Source organism: Streptomyces sp. AC512_CC834, from assembly GCF_019049325.1.
In the GTDB taxonomy this organism is placed as follows: domain Bacteria; phylum Actinomycetota; class Actinomycetes; order Streptomycetales; family Streptomycetaceae; genus Streptomyces.
Map to the genome: position 1 here is coordinate 319,635 of NZ_JAGMUO010000097.1, position 16,729 is coordinate 336,363.

A 16,729-nucleotide genomic window follows, 5' to 3' on the forward strand; every position below is an offset into this window, starting at 1 on the left:
CGTTCAGAACAACACTCAACGTTCACATAGACGAACGGATGGACCCCCCACATGTCCTCTGCTCCCACGCGCCGTCATCGCAGATCCCGTGCCGTCCTCCTCGCGACCCTCACCGCCGCCCTCGTCGGCACCCTGCTGGCCGGCCCGGGCCCAACCGCTCACCGCGCGGACGCCGCACCGGCCGCGTTCACGCATCCCGGAGTCACCGTCTCCGAGGGCCAGCTCGACTTCGTCCGCGCCAAGGTCGACGCCGGGGCCCAGCCCTGGAAGGGCGCCTTCGACCAGATGATGGCGAGCAGGTACGCCGACCCGAACCGCGCCCCGAAGCCCCGCGCGGTGGTGGAGTGCGGTTCCTACTCGAACCCCAACCACGGCTGCACCGACGAGCGCGAGGACGCGATCGCGGCCTACACCAACGCGCTGGCCTGGTACTTCACCCGCGACGAGCGGTACGCGCGCAAGGCCATCGAGCTGATGGACGCCTGGTCCGCCGTGATCCGGGACCACACCGACAGCAACGCGCCGCTGCAGACCGGATGGGCCGGCTCCTCCTGGCCCAAGGCCGCCGAGATCATCAAGTACACGTACGGCGGCACCTGGGCGAACTCCGGCCGCTTCGCCGGCATGCTCCGCGACGTCTACCTGCCCGAGATCGTCAACGGCTCCCACTCCAACGGCAACTGGGAGCTGACGATGATGGAGGCCGCCGTCGGCATCTCCGTCTTCCTGGAGGACAGGGCCTCCTACGACAGGGCCATGGTCAAGTACCGCACCCGCACGGCCGCCTACGTCTACCTGGAGTCCGACGGGGACCTGCCCAAGACGGTGCCGAGTCAGCACCTCGACACCCGGGACAAGATCGTCAAGTACTGGCAGGGCCAGTCCACCTTCGTCAGGGGCCTCACCCAGGAGACCTGCCGGGACTTCACCCACACCGGATACGGCATCGCGTCGATCTCCCACGTCGCCGAGACCAGCCGGATCCAGGGCCAGGACCTGTACGGCACCGACGTGGGCGAGCGGCTGCGGCACGCGCTCGGCTTCCAGGCGAAGTACGAGCAGGGCGCGGCGGTGCCGGACTGGCTGTGCGGGGGTGAGGCGGACCTGGGTCTCGGTCCGGTCACCGAGGTCGGCTACAACGCCCTGCACAACCGCCTCGGCTTCGCGATGGACAACACTCAGGCGCTGACCGAGCGCACCCGCCCGTCCGGTACGAACAACCTCTTCGTCGCCTGGGAGACTCTCACCCACGGCGACAACCCGGCCTGAGGCGGCGGGCGGTGCCCCGCGCTCAGCCGTCGTAGTCCACGGTCAGCTTCTCGGAGACCGGGTACGACTGGCAGGTCAGCACGTAGCCGGCGTCGACCTCGGCGTCTTCGAGGGCGTAGTTGCGGCGCATGTCGACGGTGCCGTCGGTGACCAGGGCCCGGCAGGTGCCGCAGACGCCGCCCTTGCAGGCGAAGGGCAGGTCGGGCCGGGTCTGCTGGGCCCCGTCGAGGACGGGCCGCTCCCGGGAGAGTGAGGAGGTCGTGGAGCGGCCGTCCAGGGTGATGGTGACCTCGCTGACGGGTCCCCGCGGGCCACTCTCCTCGTGGTGGACCTCCCGGACGGGCTCGTCGTCGGCGTAGAACAGCTCGCGGTGGACGCGGTCCGCAGGGACGCCGAGGCCGGTCAGGACCTGCTGGGCGTCGGCGACCATGCCCTGCGGGCCGCACAGCCACCAGTGGTCGGCGGCGGGCACGTCCACCAGGGAATCGACGAGTGCCGAGAGCCGTCCGGCGTCCAGGCGGCCGGAGAGCACCTCGGCCTCGCGGGGTTCACGGGAGAGCACGTGGGCGAGGTGGAAGCGGGTGGGGTGGAGGTCCTTCAGGTCGGCCAGGTCGTCGGCGAACATCACCGTGGCGGTGCGGCGGTTGCCGTAGAAGAGGGTGACGGTCGAGCGGTCGTCGGCGGCGAGCACCGACTCCGCGATGGACACCATCGGTGTGATGCCCGAACCGGCGGCGATCAGCACATGGTGGCCCGGGGTGGTCAGGTCGGGCGTGAAGTGCCCGGTGGGCGCCATCACCTCGACGGTGTCGCCGGGGCGCACGTCGTCGACCAGCCAGGCGGAGAACAGGCCGCCCGGCACCACCCGCACCCCGATGCGCGGCACCGAGCCGGCCGGTGCGCAGATCGAGTACGAACGGCGCTCGTCCCGGCCGTCGACCTCGCGCCGCAGGGTGAGCGACTGACCGGGCGCGAAGGCGAACTCCCCGGCCAGCTCGTCCGGGATCTCGAAGCTCACGGCCGCCGCGTCCGCGCACAGCCGCTCGACGGCCGCGACGCGCAGGCGGTGGAAGGCGGGCCGGCGGCGGCTGCGCACCGGGGCCGCCGGGACGGGGGCGGTCGGGGACATCTAGATCTCCTTGACGTACTCGAACGGCTCGCGGCAGGCCCGGCAGCGCCACAGCGCCTTGCAGGACGTGGCGGCGAAGCGGGAGGTCTCCTCGGTGTCCGCCGAGCCGCAGCGGGGACAGGGCACCGCGGGCCGGGTCGGCGACAGCACCAGCGGGACCGGGCCGCGGGGCGCGGCGCCGGGCGGCGCGATGCCGTGCTCGGCGAGCTTGCGGCGGCCGGACTCGGTGATCCAGTCGCTGGTCCAGGGCGGGTTCAGGACCGTGCGGATCTCCACGCGCGGGTACCCCGCGTCCCGCAGCCGCGCGGCGACGTCCGCCCGCATCTCGGCCATGGCCGGGCAGCCCGAGTAGGTGGGGGTCAGGCTCGCGACCACGGCGCCGTCCGCGCCCACCTCGACGTCGCGCAGGACACCCAGGTCGGCGAGGGTCAGCATGGGCAGTTCGGGGTCGGGCACCTGCTCGGCGACGCGGCGGGCCCGGCGGGCGTCCAGGAGTGTGGGACCACCGGTCACCATGTCGCCTCCGGGTGGGCGCGGGCGACGCCCTGCAACTCGGTGAGCAGCGGCGCCAGATGTTCGGTGTGCTCGCCGGCGCGGCCGGAGCCGGGCAACGGGCGGTACACCGGCAGGGGCAGTCCGGCCGCCTCGGTGACCTGGCGCAGGTCTTCGGCGACCTCGTCGCGTACGTCGTACGCGGTGTGCAGCTCGCCGAGGTAGGGGGCGATGTCGTCCAGTGCGGCGCGCGTCCTGCGGTGCGACTCCTCGGTGCCGTCGCCCAGACGCACGGCCCACTCGGCCGCGTACTGCCGGTGGTAGGTGAGTTCCTTGACGCCCTTGGCGGCGACCGCCGCGAGGACCGGGTCGGGGTGGTCCACCAGCCGCCGGAAGTGGGCCAGCCGCCAGCTCGAGAGCACCAGCAGCCGCACGACCGTGAACGCGAAGTCGCCGCCGGGCAGTTCGGCCAGGGTCACGTTGCGGAATTCGCCGGCGTCCCGGAAGTAGGCGTAGGCGTCCTCGTCGCGGCCGGTGCCGTCGGCCTGGCCGGCGCGCGAGTAGAGCAGCCGGGCCTGGCCGAGCAGGTCGAGGCCGATGTTGGCCAGCGCCACCTCCTCCTCCAGCTCGGGAGCGCGGGTGACCCACTCGGCGAGCCGCTGCGCGCCGACCAGGGCGTCGTCGGCGAGCGCCACGCAGTCCGCGGCCAGCGCGCCGGCGTCGACGCCCTCGGGCACGGTGGTGTCGACGCCGTGCAGCGGGTCCTCGAAGCCGGTGCCGTAGGCCCAGCGGGTGTCGTCCTCGTGCCCCTCGGCCAGGGTGAGGTAGACGTGGTCGTCACTCATGCCCTGCTCCTAGATGTGGGGGACGTCGTCGGGGATGTCGTAGAAGGTCGGGTGGCGGTAGACCTTGTCGGCGCTGGGGGCGAAGAAGGGGTCCTTCTCGTCGCGGGTGGAGGCGGCGATGTGCTCGGAGCGCACCACCCAGATGCTCACGCCCTCGTTGCGCCGGGTGTAGAGGTCGCGGGCGTGGGTGAGGGCCATGGCGTCGTCGGCGGCGTGCAGCGAGCCGACGTGCACGTGGTTGAGGCCGCGCTTGCCGCGCACGAACACCTCGTACAGCGGCCAGCCCCGCTTCTCGGACATCGCGGGCTTCTGGGGTTCCTGGGGCTCCTGGGGCTCCTGGGACCTCTCCGGCCTCTGGGGCTTCTCGGGGGTCATGCCGCCGCTCCCTTCTTCGCACGGGCGGCCTGTTTGGCGGCGTGGGCGGTGGCCGCCTCGCGCACCCAGGCGCCGTCCTCGTGGGCGGTCCGCCGCCGCTCGCTCCGCTGTGCGTTGCACGGGCCGTCGCCCTTGATGACCCGCATCAGCTCGTCCCAGTCCGGGGTGCCGAAGTCGTGGCGTCCCGTCTCCTCGTTCCAGCGCAACTCCGGGTCGGGGAGGGTGACGCCGAGCTTCTCGGCCTGCGGGACGGTCATGTCGACGAAGCGGCGGCGCAGTTCGTCGTTGCTGTGCCGCTTGATCTTCCATGCCATGGACTGCGCGGAGTTGGGCGAGGCGTCGTCGGGCGGGCCGAACATCATCAGGGACGGCCACCACCAGCGGTCCACCGCGTCCTGGACCATCTCGCGCTGGGCGCCGGTGCCCCGCATCATCGTCATCAGCAGCTCGTAGCCCTGCCGCTGGTGGAAGGACTCCTCCTTGCAGATGCGCACCATCGCGCGCGCGTAGGGCCCGTACGAGCTGCGGCACAGCGGTACCTGGTTGCAGATGGCCGCGCCGTCCACGAACCAGCCGATCACGCCCATGTCGGCGAAGCTGAGGGTCGGGTAGTTGAAGATCGACGAGTACTTCTGCCGGCCCTCGATCAGGCGCTGGGTGAGGTCGTCGCGGTCGGCGCCGAGGGTCTCGGCCGCCGAGTACAGATACAGCCCGTGCCCGGCCTCGTCCTGGACCTTGGCGAACAGGATCGCCTTGCGGCGCAGCGACGGTGCCCGGGTGATCCACTCGCCCTCGGGCTGCATGCCGATGATCTCCGAGTGCGCGTGCTGGGCGATCTGCCGGATCAGCGTCTTCCGGTAGCCCTCGGGCATCCAGTCCCGCGGCTCGACGCGCTGGTCGCGCGCGATCGTCGCGTCGAAGTGCTCCTGGAGCCCCGCGGGGGGCGGCGCCTCGGCGGCGTGTGTCGTGGTCATCGTCACCAGCTTCCCAACCGACCATTCGTTCGGTATCAGTGTGACGGGTTTCCGGGCGCCGGGCAAGACCCGGACCCCCGCCGGTCACGCTCTTGACAGCGCCGCCGCGCGGCTGGATTACTTGGGCTTGCTGCGCGCTAACCGAATGGTCGGTCGGGACAGAAGGTGGTGGGAAGGATGTCGCAGGCCACGGGGCCGACACCCACGGAGGTGATGTTCCTGGCGGACGAGGCCTCCCGGCGGCTCGGCATCGAGCTGGTCGAGCACGGCGAGGGGACCGCCGTGCTCCGCATGACCGTGACTCCCGCGATGGTGAACGGGCACCGGATCGCCCACGGCGGCTACCTGTTCCTGCTCGCCGACACCGCCTTCGCCTGCGCCTGCAACAGCCACGGTCCGGTGACCGTCGCGGCCGGCGCCGACATCGTGTTCGTCGCCCCGGCCCGCGAGGGCGACGTGCTCGAGGCCCGCGCCGAGGAACGCGCCCGGTACGGACGCAGCGGCGTCTACGACGTGAGCGTGCGGCGCGGCGACGAGGTGATCGCGGAGTTCCGCGGACGCAGCCGCAGCGTGCGCCGGGCCACGGCGCACGAGACGCCGGGCACGACGACGAAGGAGTCGCGATGAGCAGCGAGCCGACGACCGGGGCGGCCCCGGCGTCCCCGGCGTCCCCGGCGCCCCGACCGGGCGAGCCCCTCCCCCACGACCTGCTGGACGACGCCGAGCGCCTGTCCCGTGCGCAGCTCCGGGAGCTCCAGCTCGACCGGCTGCGCGCGACCCTTCGGCACGCCTACGACAACGTGGAGCTGTACCGCAAGAAGTTCGACGCCGCCGGAGTGACGCCCGACGACTGCCGCAGCCTGGCGGACCTGTCCAGGTTCCCCTTCACCACCAAGGCCGACCTGCGGGACACCTACCCCTTCGGCATGTTCGCCGTTCCGATGGGTGAGGTGCGGCGCGTGCACGCCTCCAGCGGCACCACCGGCCGCGCCACCGTCGTCGGGTACACGGACAACGACCTGTCCATGTGGGCGGACGTCGTCGCCCGTTCGATCCGCGCCGCCGGCGGCCGCCGGGGCCACAAGGTGCACATCTCCTACGGCTACGGCCTGTTCACCGGCGGCCTCGGCGCGCACTACGGCGCCGAACGCGCCGGATGCACGGTGATCCCGGCCTCCGGCGGCATGACGGCACGCCAGGTGCAGATCATCCAGGACTTCCGGCCCGAGATCATCATGGTCACCCCGTCCTACATGCTCACCCTGCTCGACGAGTTCGAACGGCAGGGCATCGACCCGCGCTCCAGTTCGCTGGAGGTGGGCATCTTCGGTGCCGAGCCGTGGACCGAGGAGATGCGCCGCGAGATCGAGGAGCGCATGGACATCCACGCCGTCGACATCTACGGCCTGTCCGAGGTGATCGGCCCCGGCGTGGCGCAGGAGTGCGTCGAGACCAAGGACGGCCTGCACGTGTGGGAGGACCACTTCTACCCGGAGGTGGTGGACCCGCTCACGGACACCGTGCTGCCCGAGGGCGAGGAGGGGGAGATCGTCTTCACCTCGCTCACCAAGGAGGCGCTCCCGGTGATCCGGTATCGCACGCGCGACCTCTCGCGGCTGCTGCCGGGTACCGCACGGCCCGCCTTCCGGCGGATGCGGAAGGTCACCGGCCGCTGTGACGACATGATCATCCTGCGTGGCGTGAACGTCTTCCCCACCCAGATCGAGGAGGTCGTGCTGCGCACGCCCGGCGTCGCCCCGCACTTCCAGATCCGGCTCACCGAGCGGGGCCGCATGGACCACATGACGGTGCGGGTCGAGGCCCGCCCGGACGCGGACCCCGAGCGGCGCGAGGCCGCCGCGCGGGCGATCGCGCAGGGTGTCAAGGACGGGGTGGGCGTCACCGTGGAGGTGGAGATCGTCGACCCGGAGACCCTGGAGCGCTCGCTGGGCAAGTTCCGCCGGGTCCGGGATCTGCGGGGCGCGTGAAACGTGAGGACGGACACGTCTGTTCACCACTCGGGCTGGTGTGCGGCGAGATACGGATGGGCAGTAATGGCGTGATCGGGGGAGGTTGAGTACATCCTGGGGGGAAATCCCGTGCGTGTGTGTGTGATCGGTGCAGGCCTGTCGGGGCTGGCGGTGGCCCACGCTCTCAAGGAGCGCGGCATCTCGTTCGTCTGCCTGGAGAAGGCACCCGACGTCGGCGGGATCTGGCGTCAGCCGCGGGCCGGCGAGCGGGGTCCGGGCTATGGGTCCCTGCACCTGAACACCGCCAAGCAGCTCACCGGTTACGCGGACTTCCCGATGCCGTCCTCGTACCCGCTCTACCCCCGGCACAGCCAGGTCGCCGACTATCTGCGGTCCTTCGCCGAGTGGGACGGCCTGCTGGACCACGTCGAGCTGCGGACCGAGGTGGTGTCCGTGCGCCGGGAGCCGGACGGCATGTGGACCGTCGTCAGCCGGGGCGCGGACGGCGCGCGGGCCTCGCGGCGGTTCGAGCAGGTGGTCGTCGCCTCGGGACACCACACCGACCCGGCCCTGCCCGATCCCCTTCCGCCCGGCGCCGATTCTTTCGACGGAACGATTCTGCACTCCCTCGACTACCGCGACGGAAGCGACTTCGACGGCCGGCGCGTCGTCGTGGTGGGCCTCGGCGCGTCGGCCGTCGACATCGCGGCGGACCTCTCCCGGCATGCCGCGTACACCGTGCTGTCGGTGCGCCGGGGACTGCACATCGTGCCCAAACAGCTCTTCGGGATGTCGGTCGACGAGATCGCCGAGGCCCCCTGGTGGAACGAGATGTCGTTCGACGAACGGCGCGGGTGGGTGGAGCAGGCCCTGCTCGTCGCGCGCGGCAGGCTGTCGGACTACGGCCTGCCGGAGCCCGACCACCCGGTCTTCTCCTCCGCCACGACCCTCTCGGACGAGATCCTCAGCCGGATCCGGCACGGGGCGGTGACCCCGAAGCCCGCGATCGCCTCCTTCGACGGCGACCGGGTCGTCTTCACCGACGGCAGCTCCGAGACAGCCGACGCGGTCGTCTACTGCACCGGCTTCCACATGACCTTCCCCTTCCTGCCCGCCGGCTGCCCGGTGGCGGCGGACGGTTCGGTCGAACTGTACAGACGCGTCGTCCCGGCCGACCGGCCCGGTCTGTACTTCGTGGGGCTCGTCCGGCCCGTGGGTGCGATCACGCGGCTGGTGGAGGCCCAGGCGCAGTGGGTGGCGCGGATCGTCGACGGCGCCGCCGAGCTGCCCGCGGCCGAGGAGATGCGCGCGGAGATCGGCACCTACCTCGCCGGCATCGTCCGGCGTTACGGCCGGACGCGGGGCGCCTCGATCCAGGTCGACGTGGGCCCGTATCTCGCGGAGTTCCGGGAGTCGCTGACCGTGTAGCCCTCCCGCCGGGCGCGGTCGGCGACGACGCCCGGCGGCCGTGTCCTCGCCGGGGCTCCCGGTGGATTCCCCCGGGAGCCCCGGCACGTCCGGACGGTCCGCTCAGCGCACCGACATCGGACGGCGGTCTCTCTCCACGACCGGAGGCCGGACCGCGTACGCCTCCGAGGAGAGGTACGCCGTCACCCGCGGCGGACGGTCCCGCTGATGGGCCAGGGCCAGGTAGGCGATCAGGCCCACCCCGTCCTCGGGGCGCCGCTCGGTGAGGGCGGCCAGCGAGCGGTCGAGGACGGAGGCGTCCATGCCGTGGTGGCGCAGCACCCTCCCCGCCCGTGCCAGGGCCTCCCCGTCGTGCCGGGCGTAGTCCCTGACCGGGATGTGGAGGGTGAATCCGCTCGGCCGCGCCGTGGCGGTGTCGGTGAAGGAGTGGCAGGACAGGCCGGGCCGTCTGCCGAGCCCCGTCACGTCGGGGCCGAGGCCGGCGGCCGTGCGGAAGAACCCCTCGATCGCCGCGGGCCCGGGGCCGGAGTCCGTCCGGGACAGGCGTCCGGCCTGGCCGGCCGTGAGGTGGTCGTGGCGCACGTAGACCTTCGCCCGGGGCTGCGCCCAGTCGCCGAGGTCCAGGGCGAGGAACGGGTATCCGGCCCCCTGGGGCAGGCCGGCGAAGGCCCGCCGGTGGCCGAGCCGGTGCAGGGCTTCACGCACCGTCGTGGCGGAACGTTCCTCCCCGTTCGCCGCCGGATTCAGATAGACCTTGACCTTGGGCACGCCGCCGGGTCTCAGCTCCAGGGCGCACCACAGGGCGAGGGGGCCCCGCGGGGTGGGCGGCAGGAACAGGTCCTGGATCTCGTCGAGGGCGTCGGTGGTGAAGTGCCAGCGCCGGGCCATGCCCCGGATCGCCTCGAGTCCGATCCGGCCGTTGTGAACCAGGCTGTCTGCGCCGCAGCCCGGTTCAAGGAGCACCCGCACGGAGGGCTTCTCCTCCGGCTGGAAGGAGAGGGAGAACTCCACGGGGGTGTGGTCGTCGGACAGGAAGGTGCGGGCGGGTGGCGGCAGGCTCAGCGGCCGCCCGGCCACTGGGCCCAGTACGTCGGTCAGGACCTGTGCGTAGGTCTCGGCGTCGGCCTCCGAGAGGCCGGCGACCGCGCCGAGTCTTCGTAGCTGACCGCCCGTGAGGGAGCCGAGGGTGGGTGTGCTCCGTGGGCCCGAGCCCGTGGGTGCGGCGGTCACCGGCCCGTCCCCGGCCTCGGCCGCACAGAGTGATACCCGCCTCGGGAGGCGGGTATCGGGGGGTTCGGCGGCGGGAAAGCGGCGTTCGTGGATATGTGGTCCACGACACCTCCTTTTACTCGTAAGCAACTTGAATGCCGCGTTGCTCACTACCCGTGCCGTTCAACCTTCATGCGAAAGGGGCGGGTGGGGAGGGTGTTGCACAAATCACCGTGTGAGCCAGTTGAGGAACTGGCTCCACATGCCGCCGCGTTCGCCCGGACGGGCCGGGCCCGCCGCCTTCTCCTGCCCGGCCGCCGCGGTGGCAGCGGTGGCAGCGGTGGCAGCGGTGGTCGGCCGCGGTTCGGCACGCCGGGCGGAGCGCACCGGGGTGAAGCGCGCCGGGAGCGTGGCCAGGGCCCGGTTGAAGGGGCCCGGACGCCACGTCAGACTGTCCTCGGGGACGGCGAGTCCGACGTCGGGCAGCTCGTTGAACAGGTGCTCGATGGCCGTGACCGTGATGTGCCGGGCCGGTTCCTTGGACGGGCAGGCGTGCGGGCCCGCGCTCCAGGCGAGGTGCGCGCGGTTGCTGCCGGCCTGGCGTGAGGCCTTGAGGGCCGGGCCCGTGTTGGCCGCGGCGAAGCTGACCATGACGAGGTCGCCCGCCTGAAGCTGCTGTCCGGCGAGTTCCGTGTCGGCGGCCGGGTAGTGCGGGGCGTAGTTCGCCATGGGCGGGTTCTCCCACAGCGTGTCGTCGAGCGCCTCGTCGATCAGGCCGCCCTCCCGGGCGTACCTCTCGTGGGTGAGGAGCCGGTGCAGGGTGTTGCCGAGGAGGTTGCGCAGGGGTTCGGCGCCCGCGCCGAGGAGCAGGGCGAGCTGGTGGACCATCTCCTCGTCGTCGAGTCGCGCCTCGTGCTGCATCAGCCAGGAGGTGACGTCGTCACCGGGCTTGCTCCGCTTGAGCGCGACGAGCTCTCCCACGGCCTGGAAGAGCACCTCGGTGGCCTTCTCGGCGTTGACGCCGTCGAACATGCCGGAGATCCCGAACAGCACCCGGTCGCCGATGTCGGCGGGGCAGCCGAAGAGTTCGTTGAACACGAACAGCGGCAGTTGCTTGGCGTAGTCCCCGAGCAGGTCGGCCGAGCCACGCCCGCCGAACTGGGAGATGAGGTAGCCGGAGATCTGCTCGGTGCTGCGGCTCAGCCGCCGGGTGTCCACCCGCGCCATGCTGTCGGTGACCGCCTGGCGCAGCCTGAGGTGGTCGGCGCCGTCGGCGAACATGCAGTTGGGCCGGTGGGCCAGCAGCGGCGCGACCGGACTGTCGGGGCTCACCTTGCCCTCGTTGAACGCCCGCCAGCGGCGTGCGTCCTTGCGGAAGGACCCGGAGTCCTGCAGCAGTTGGAGCGCCGCCGCGTAGTCGGTGACCAGCGTCGCCTCGACGCCCGGGGCCAGTTCGACGGGGGCCGCGGCCCCGTAGTGGCGCAGGTAGTCGTAGTACGCCTGCGGGTCGGCGGCGAACTCCGGCCCGTGCAGCGGCACGCGGGCGCCGGAGCCGTGGGCCGGGCAGCCGGGTGGCGGGACCGGCGCGGTGTCGTGGGCGTTCATGTCTGCTCCCAGCTCCTAGCGGGTGCGGTCCAGCAAGTAGCGGACGAGGGTGGTCAGTGCGGCGGCCGAGGACTTCTCGTCGCGGGCGTCGCAGGTGACGACGGGGGTGTCGTCGAGCAGGTCGAGCGCCTCGCGCAGCGCCCGCTCGTCGCGCAGCGGCACGCCGTCGAAGTGGTTGACGGCGATGGCGTAGTCGAGCCCGTAGTGCTCGATGAGGTCGATCACGGGGAAGGAGTCCGCGAGCCGCTCGGGGTCGACCAGTACCAGGGCGCCGAGGGCGCCGCGGGCCATGTCCTCCCACATCTGGACGAAGCGCTGCTGGCCCGGCGTGCCGAAGAGGTAGAGCACGACGCGGTCGCTGATGGTGAGGCGGCCGAAGTCCATGGCGACCGTGGTGGTGGTCTTGCCCTGGACCCCCTTGAGGTCGTCGACCGACTCGGCGGCCTGCGTCATCGTCTCCTCGGTGGACAGCGGCTCGATCTCGGAGATGGAGCCGATGAGGGTGGTCTTGCCCACCGCGAAGTGCCCGACGACGAGGATCTTCACCGCGGTCTGGGTCGCCCCGCCGCTCACGTAGTCCCGCTCACCCAAACTTGGCGCGGAGCCCATTGAGCACCTCCTGAAGGATCTCCTTGTCGGCGAGGCGCGCGCGGGCCACCGGCGGGCGGGTCGTGAGGTGTCCGCCTTCCGTCAGGGACGCCAGCAGGATCCGCACCACGCCCAGCGGGAAATGCGTGTGTCCGGCGATCTCGGCGACCGAGAGGTAGCCGGCGGAGCAGAGGTCCAGCAGGCTCTGCTCCTCGGGGGACAGCCGGGTCGGCCGCCGCGTGTCCTCGGCGGACGCGGTGACCAGGGTGATGAGCGAGAGGTGGTCCTCGTCGGGCAGGCCGCGGCCCTTGGTGATGACGTACGGCCGCACTAATTCGGGGGCCTCGGGCTGCCAGCCGTCGTGGCCGGTCACGAGTGGGCGCCGAGGTTCTCGCGCGGCGGTGTCGTCAGCCGCTTGCCGAGCTGGGCGACGAGCTGCTGCATCCGGAAGGTGATGTCCGCCATGTCGACCTCCGGGGAGGCGGAGACCCCGAGGTAGGCGCCCTCGCCCGCGGAGATCAGGAACACCCAGCCGCCGTCGAACTCGACCAGGGTCTGCCGCCACGCCTGGGCGGGGTCCTCGCAGAAGAAGGCGAGGGTGCGGCTGAGCGACTGCACACCGCTCATCGCGGCGGCGACCCGGTCGGCGTCGTCCTTGTCGAAGTCCTGCGTCCGGGCCATCAGCAGGCCGTCGGCGGATATCAGGACCGCGTGCAGGGCACCTGGAATCTCCAGGGCGCTGTCGAGCATCCATGACAGATCGTCGTTCACGAGACCTCATGTCCTTCGCTGCTTGCACCGGGTGTTCTGCTCGTCCGGCCGGCGTCGTCCGGGTGCTCCGGTTCGATGACCCGGCCGGACTGCGTTCCGCGCTGGAAGGCACCCATGACCTGTGCCTGCTCGGAGTCGGAGCGGGCCGTCGGGCGCGGGGTGGGCGCGCTGCCGGGCACGATGGCCATCGGGCGCTTGCGGCGCCGCCTGGGCAGACCGTCGCCGGTCTCGGACGAGGCGAGCGCGCTCTCCGGTCCGCCGTCCGTCACCGGCCGGGCCGTGCCGCGGGCGGCGGGCGCGGGTGCCTTCCGCTCCGGCATGCCGGTGAGCAGTTCGTGCGGCAGCAGGACCACCGCCCGTACACCTCCGTAGGGAGAGGAGGAGTCCACCGACACCTCGAAGCCGAATCGCTCGCTCAGCAGGCCGATGACCGCGAAGCCGAACTGCGGCGGATTGCCGAGCCCCGCCACGCCCGAGGCGCGCTCGGTGGCGAGCAGCTTGTCGGCGCGGGCCCGTTCCTCGTCGCTCATGCCGACACCGGCGTCGTCCACGACGACGCAGATGCCCTTGGGCACGGTCCGGATGTTGATCTCGACGACGGTGTCCGGGCTGGAGTAGCTGGTGGAGTTGTCGAGCAGCTCGGCGAGGGCCAGGGCGACGGGCTCGACGGCCCGGCTGGTGATGCCGAAGTCGACCTGGGAGAGGATGTCCACCCGGCGGAAGTGCCGGATCCGGCCCTGGGCGCTGCGCACCACGTCGTACACCGAGGCGGTGTCGCGCCGCCCGCCCAGCCAGCCGTCGCACAGTACGGCGATGGACTGGGCCCGCCGGCCGAACTGCGAGTTGGTGTGGTCGATCTCCAGCAGGTCCTGGAGGAGGGCCGAGTCGCCGTACTTGTTCTGCAGCCGGGAGAGCACGAGCTGCTGTTCGGCGGCGAGGCCCTGAAGGGTCCGCATGGCCGATTTCAGCACCGTCTTCGTCTCGTCCTCGGCCCGCTCCTGAGCGGCCTGTACGGACTTCCCGTAATCGTTCTCCAGCTCGGTGTAGTGATCCCTGAGCCCCTGGACCTGCTGCCGCAAAGCTCGCGCCGCCCTGCGCTGGCGGCTGATGAGCACGGCGGCGGCGACGAGGGCGACGAGCAGGACCCAGAGCAATGGGTTCCCTGTGTATTCCGTCATAAGACTCTCTTCAGGCGACTGACAGCCGGCTTGCTGAATTCCCGTCTGTGCGGGCGGCCCGGTGGACTGCCCGCACCGGGGGTGGCCGGTCGGGGTGTCCCTCAAGTCGGGGATGCCGTCTTTCACCCATCCGCCCGCTCCGCAAACGCGGTGATCGTATCACCGCATGATCAGGTGAATTTACGTCAAGAAGGGCCCATCCAGGACCGGTTGAAGACCGCCTGACGTACCGCCTTTGACGGTGGGTACAGTCGGCCCCGTGAAAGATGCACAAGACACCTTCCGGTCGAGGACGGGCCCGGCGCGGGACGGCACCGGGTGACGCCGGAGGCCATGGCGGGTGTGTTCGCGGCGGGGGTCGGGGCCGGCGCCATCAACAGCGTCGTGGGCTCCGGAACGCTGATCACCTTTCCGGTGCTCCTGGCCACGGGGCTGTCGCCGGTCACCGCCACCGTCTCCAACGCGCTCGGACTGGTCCCCGGCTCCGTCAGCGGGGCCATCGGCTACCGCGAGGAGCTGAGAGGGCAGCGCCGGCGCATCCTGAAACTGGGCGTCGGCTGCCTGCTCGGTGCCCTCACGGGCGCCACGCTGCTGCTGTCCCTGCCGGCCGACGCGTTCGAGACGATCGTGCCGGTCCTGGTGGGCCTGGCCCTCGTACTCGTGGCACTGCAGCCCCGGCTCAGCAGGCTGGTGCAGCGCCGCCGCGCACGCACCGGCGCGTCACCCCGCCGGGACGGCGGCCCGCCGCTGTCCGCCGGACTGACGCTCGCCAGCGTCTACGGCGGCTACTTCGCCGCGGCACAGGGGATCATCTACCTGTCCCTGATGGGCATGCTCCTCGACGAGTCCCTGCAACGCCTCAACGCCGTCAAGAACGTCCTGTCCGCGCTCGTGAACACGGTCGCCGCGCTCTTCTTCCTCTTCGCCGCGGACTTCGACTGGACCGCCGTCGGACTCATCGCGGCCGGCTCGACCCTCGGCGGCTACCTCGGCGCCAAGGTGGGCCGCCGCTTCAGCCCCGTCGTCCTGCGGACCCTGGTCCTGATCGTCGGCACCGTGGCCCTCGTGCAACTGGTGCTCCGCTAGGGCCTCGACCGCCGCCCCGGGGTGGACGGCCCGTGGGGCCTTCCCCGCCGCTTGCCCCTTCACACCCCGTCCGTGCCCGTGACGGACGTGGCATGGGACACGCCCTTGCGCGGATTGCCACCGGGAGCGATCGGGGAAGCCATTCAGGCGCCCATGATCGACTCGATATGATCGACTCGAAGGGACACGCCCTCGTGACGCTCGTAGCGCCTCCCCCCATACCCAGGGCAGCCGGTTCGCTGCCGTTCCTGGGTCACGCGATACAGCTCGTGCGCGACAACCTCGGCTTCATCGCCGCGCTGCGCACCACCTACGGACCACTCGTCGAGATCACCCTCCAGCCCGGCACCCGCACCCTCGTCGTCCAGGACCCCGGCCTCATCCGCACCATGCTCACCGACCTCGGACCGAGCCTCGACAAGGGCCGGTTCTTCGAGAAGATGGGACAGTTGCTGGGCGACTCCGTCGTCACCGCGGCCGGCCAGGTCCACGTCCGCAAACGACGCCAGCTCCAGCCCGCCTTCGCCCGCGAGCGGATCGCCCGCTATGTCGACACCATGCGCGCCGAGACGGAAACCGCCGTCGAGGGCTGGACCGTCGGCCAACGACTGGACGTGCGCGAGGCCATGGTCGGACTCAGCCTCGACATGCTGGCCAAGACCGTGTTCTCGGGCAGCCTCGACGACACCACCTTCCGCCGGCTGCGCGCCGACCTGTCGGTCGTGATGAACGGCGTCGGCGCCCGCGTCATGCTGCCCGACTGGGTCGAGCGGCTGCCGCTGCCGGTCAACCGCCGCTTCACCGCGGCGCGCGACGCCGTACGGGCCACCATCGACGGTGCCGTCACCGACCTCCAGGCCTCCGGTCACGACACCGGTGACATGCTCTCCCTGCTGCTGCGCACCACCGACGAGGAGACCGGCCGGCCGCTGTCCGGGCACGAGATCTCCTCCGAGATCCTCACCCTGGCCGTGGCCGGCACCGAGACCACCGCCTCGGTGCTGTCCTGGGTGCTGTACGAACTCGCCCGCGATCCGAGGATCGAGGCGCGGGTCCTGGCGGAACTCGACGAGGTGCTCGGCGACCGGCCGGTGACCTTCGACGACCTGGGCCGGCTGCCCTGCCTCGGGCGGGTGATCGAGGAGACGCTGCGGCTGCACCACACGGGGTGGCTCGTCACCCGCCGCACCGTCACCGAGACCCGGCTGGGCCCCTGGACGGTGCCCGCGGGGACCGAACTCGCCTACTGCCAGCACGCGCTCCACCGTGACCCCGTACTGTTCCCCGACCCTCTGGTCTTCGATCCCGACCGCTGGCTGGAGGGCTCCGGGCCCCGGCCCACGCAGGCGTTCCTGCCCTTCGGCGCGGGCAAGCACAAGTGCATCGGCGACCGGTTCGCCCTCACCGAACTGGTCACCGCCATCGCCACGATCGTCCGGCGCGTACGCTTCGAACTCTCCCCCGGCCAGACGGTACGGCCCGTCGCCGCGGCCACGGTACGGCCCCGGACCCTGCTGATGACCGTGCGCCCGAGAGCGGCGGCCCCGCCCGCCGCCGGCTGAGGGCCCCGGGCCGGCCGGACCTCTCCCCCGGCCGGCCCGGACATGCCGGGCGCCCCCCGCACATCGGCAAGGGATCCGGCGGCGCGGTGGCGAACGGCGTCCAGAGCGTCACCGGCCCCTCGGCGGATCCGGCGCCGGTCCGGCTCGACCGCTCCGTCTCCCGCCTCCCGCGCACGGGTCGGCCAGACCGTGCGGGTCCACGGCTGGGCAGCGACCTCCCGGTGCGGCTCGGAGATCAACCGCCAGTC

General features: G+C 71.8%; 17 protein-coding genes. 6 read left to right on the forward strand and 11 right to left on the reverse strand.

What is annotated here, in order from left to right:
• Positions 1–51 precede the first annotated feature (51 nt).
• Positions 52–1,269: an alginate lyase family protein gene (locus tag KUM40_RS28970; protein WP_217169139.1), complete on the forward strand. Its 1,218-nt coding sequence runs from the start codon at positions 52–54 to the stop codon at positions 1,267–1,269.
• A gap of 22 nt (positions 1,270–1,291) precedes the next feature.
• On the opposite strand, the gene paaE is transcribed toward KUM40_RS28970, so the two are convergent.
• The 5 genes from paaE to paaA all read right to left on the reverse strand — a co-directional run bounded on the left by paaE (position 1,292) and on the right by paaA (position 5,084).
• A complete protein-coding gene (gene paaE, locus KUM40_RS28975) occupies positions 1,292–2,398 on the reverse strand; it encodes a 1,2-phenylacetyl-CoA epoxidase subunit PaaE (protein WP_217169140.1) in 1,107 nt (368 codons plus the stop codon).
• Positions 2,399–2,914 carry a 1,2-phenylacetyl-CoA epoxidase subunit PaaD gene (gene paaD, locus KUM40_RS28980; RefSeq protein WP_217169141.1) on the reverse strand — a complete coding sequence of 172 codons (516 nt, stop codon included), beginning with the start codon at positions 2,912–2,914 and terminating at the stop codon, positions 2,399–2,401.
• A complete protein-coding gene (paaC, locus tag KUM40_RS28985) occupies positions 2,908–3,735 on the reverse strand; it encodes a 1,2-phenylacetyl-CoA epoxidase subunit PaaC (protein ID WP_217169142.1) in 828 nt (275 codons plus the stop codon). The genes paaD and paaC overlap by 7 nt, the downstream gene beginning before the upstream one ends.
• Positions 3,736–3,744: 9 nt before the next feature.
• Complete coding sequence (paaB, locus tag KUM40_RS28990) at positions 3,745–4,035, reverse strand: 1,2-phenylacetyl-CoA epoxidase subunit PaaB (RefSeq protein WP_217169805.1); 291 nt, start codon at positions 4,033–4,035, stop codon at positions 3,745–3,747.
• 71 nt (positions 4,036–4,106) lie between these two features.
• Positions 4,107–5,084, reverse strand: a complete 978-nt coding sequence (paaA, locus tag KUM40_RS28995) for a 1,2-phenylacetyl-CoA epoxidase subunit PaaA (RefSeq protein WP_217169143.1) — start codon at positions 5,082–5,084, stop codon at positions 4,107–4,109.
• Positions 5,085–5,261: 177 nt separating this feature from the next.
• On the opposite strand from paaA, the gene paaI reads away from it, so the two are divergent.
• From paaI to KUM40_RS29010, 3 genes are all read left to right on the forward strand, one after another.
• Positions 5,262–5,711 (forward strand): hydroxyphenylacetyl-CoA thioesterase PaaI, encoded by a 450-nt coding sequence (gene paaI, locus KUM40_RS29000; RefSeq protein WP_217169144.1) that lies wholly within the window; start codon positions 5,262–5,264, stop codon positions 5,709–5,711.
• Complete coding sequence (gene paaK / locus KUM40_RS29005) at positions 5,708–7,072, forward strand: phenylacetate--CoA ligase PaaK (protein WP_217169145.1); 1,365 nt, start codon at positions 5,708–5,710, stop codon at positions 7,070–7,072. The genes paaI and paaK overlap by 4 nt, the downstream gene beginning before the upstream one ends.
• Before the next feature lie 111 nt (positions 7,073–7,183).
• A complete protein-coding gene (locus KUM40_RS29010; protein ID WP_217169146.1) occupies positions 7,184–8,482 on the forward strand; it encodes an NAD(P)/FAD-dependent oxidoreductase in 1,299 nt (432 codons plus the stop codon).
• Positions 8,483–8,584: 102 nt separating this feature from the next.
• Here KUM40_RS29010 and KUM40_RS29015 read toward each other — a convergent pair whose 3' ends face one another.
• The 6 genes from KUM40_RS29015 to KUM40_RS29040 form a co-directional block, all read right to left on the reverse strand.
• Positions 8,585–9,712: a tryptophan dimethylallyltransferase family protein gene (locus KUM40_RS29015; RefSeq protein WP_217169147.1), complete on the reverse strand. Its 1,128-nt coding sequence runs from the start codon at positions 9,710–9,712 to the stop codon at positions 8,585–8,587.
• Between the two features lie 207 nt (positions 9,713–9,919).
• Positions 9,920–11,296, reverse strand: a complete 1,377-nt coding sequence (locus KUM40_RS29020; protein ID WP_217169148.1) for a cytochrome P450 — start codon at positions 11,294–11,296, stop codon at positions 9,920–9,922.
• 15 nt (positions 11,297–11,311) lie between these two features.
• On the reverse strand, positions 11,312–11,905 hold the full coding sequence (locus tag KUM40_RS29025; RefSeq protein WP_217169149.1) for an ATP/GTP-binding protein: 594 nt from the start codon (positions 11,903–11,905) through the stop codon (positions 11,312–11,314).
• Entirely contained in the window at positions 11,880–12,257 is a 378-nt protein-coding gene (locus tag KUM40_RS29030) for a DUF742 domain-containing protein (protein ID WP_217169150.1), read from the reverse strand. Before KUM40_RS29030 ends, KUM40_RS29025 begins: the two co-directional genes overlap by 26 nt.
• The gene (locus KUM40_RS29035) at positions 12,254–12,655 is read right to left on the reverse strand and encodes a roadblock/LC7 domain-containing protein (RefSeq protein ID WP_217169151.1); all 402 of its coding nucleotides are present in this window, start codon (positions 12,653–12,655) and stop codon (positions 12,254–12,256) included. The genes KUM40_RS29030 and KUM40_RS29035 overlap by 4 nt, the downstream gene beginning before the upstream one ends.
• A complete protein-coding gene (locus KUM40_RS29040) occupies positions 12,652–13,833 on the reverse strand; it encodes an ATP-binding protein (protein WP_217169152.1) in 1,182 nt (393 codons plus the stop codon). The genes KUM40_RS29035 and KUM40_RS29040 overlap by 4 nt, the downstream gene beginning before the upstream one ends.
• A 333-nt stretch (positions 13,834–14,166) precedes the next feature.
• Here KUM40_RS29040 and KUM40_RS29045 point away from each other — a divergent pair, with 333 nt between their 5' ends.
• Positions 14,167–14,919, forward strand: coding sequence for a sulfite exporter TauE/SafE family protein (locus tag KUM40_RS29045; RefSeq protein WP_217169153.1), 753 nt, complete (start codon positions 14,167–14,169; stop codon positions 14,917–14,919).
• 167 nt (positions 14,920–15,086) lie between these two features.
• On the forward strand, positions 15,087–16,481 hold the full coding sequence (locus KUM40_RS29050; RefSeq protein ID WP_254395771.1) for a cytochrome P450: 1,395 nt from the start codon (positions 15,087–15,089) through the stop codon (positions 16,479–16,481).
• The last annotated feature ends 248 nt before the right edge of the window (positions 16,482–16,729 follow it).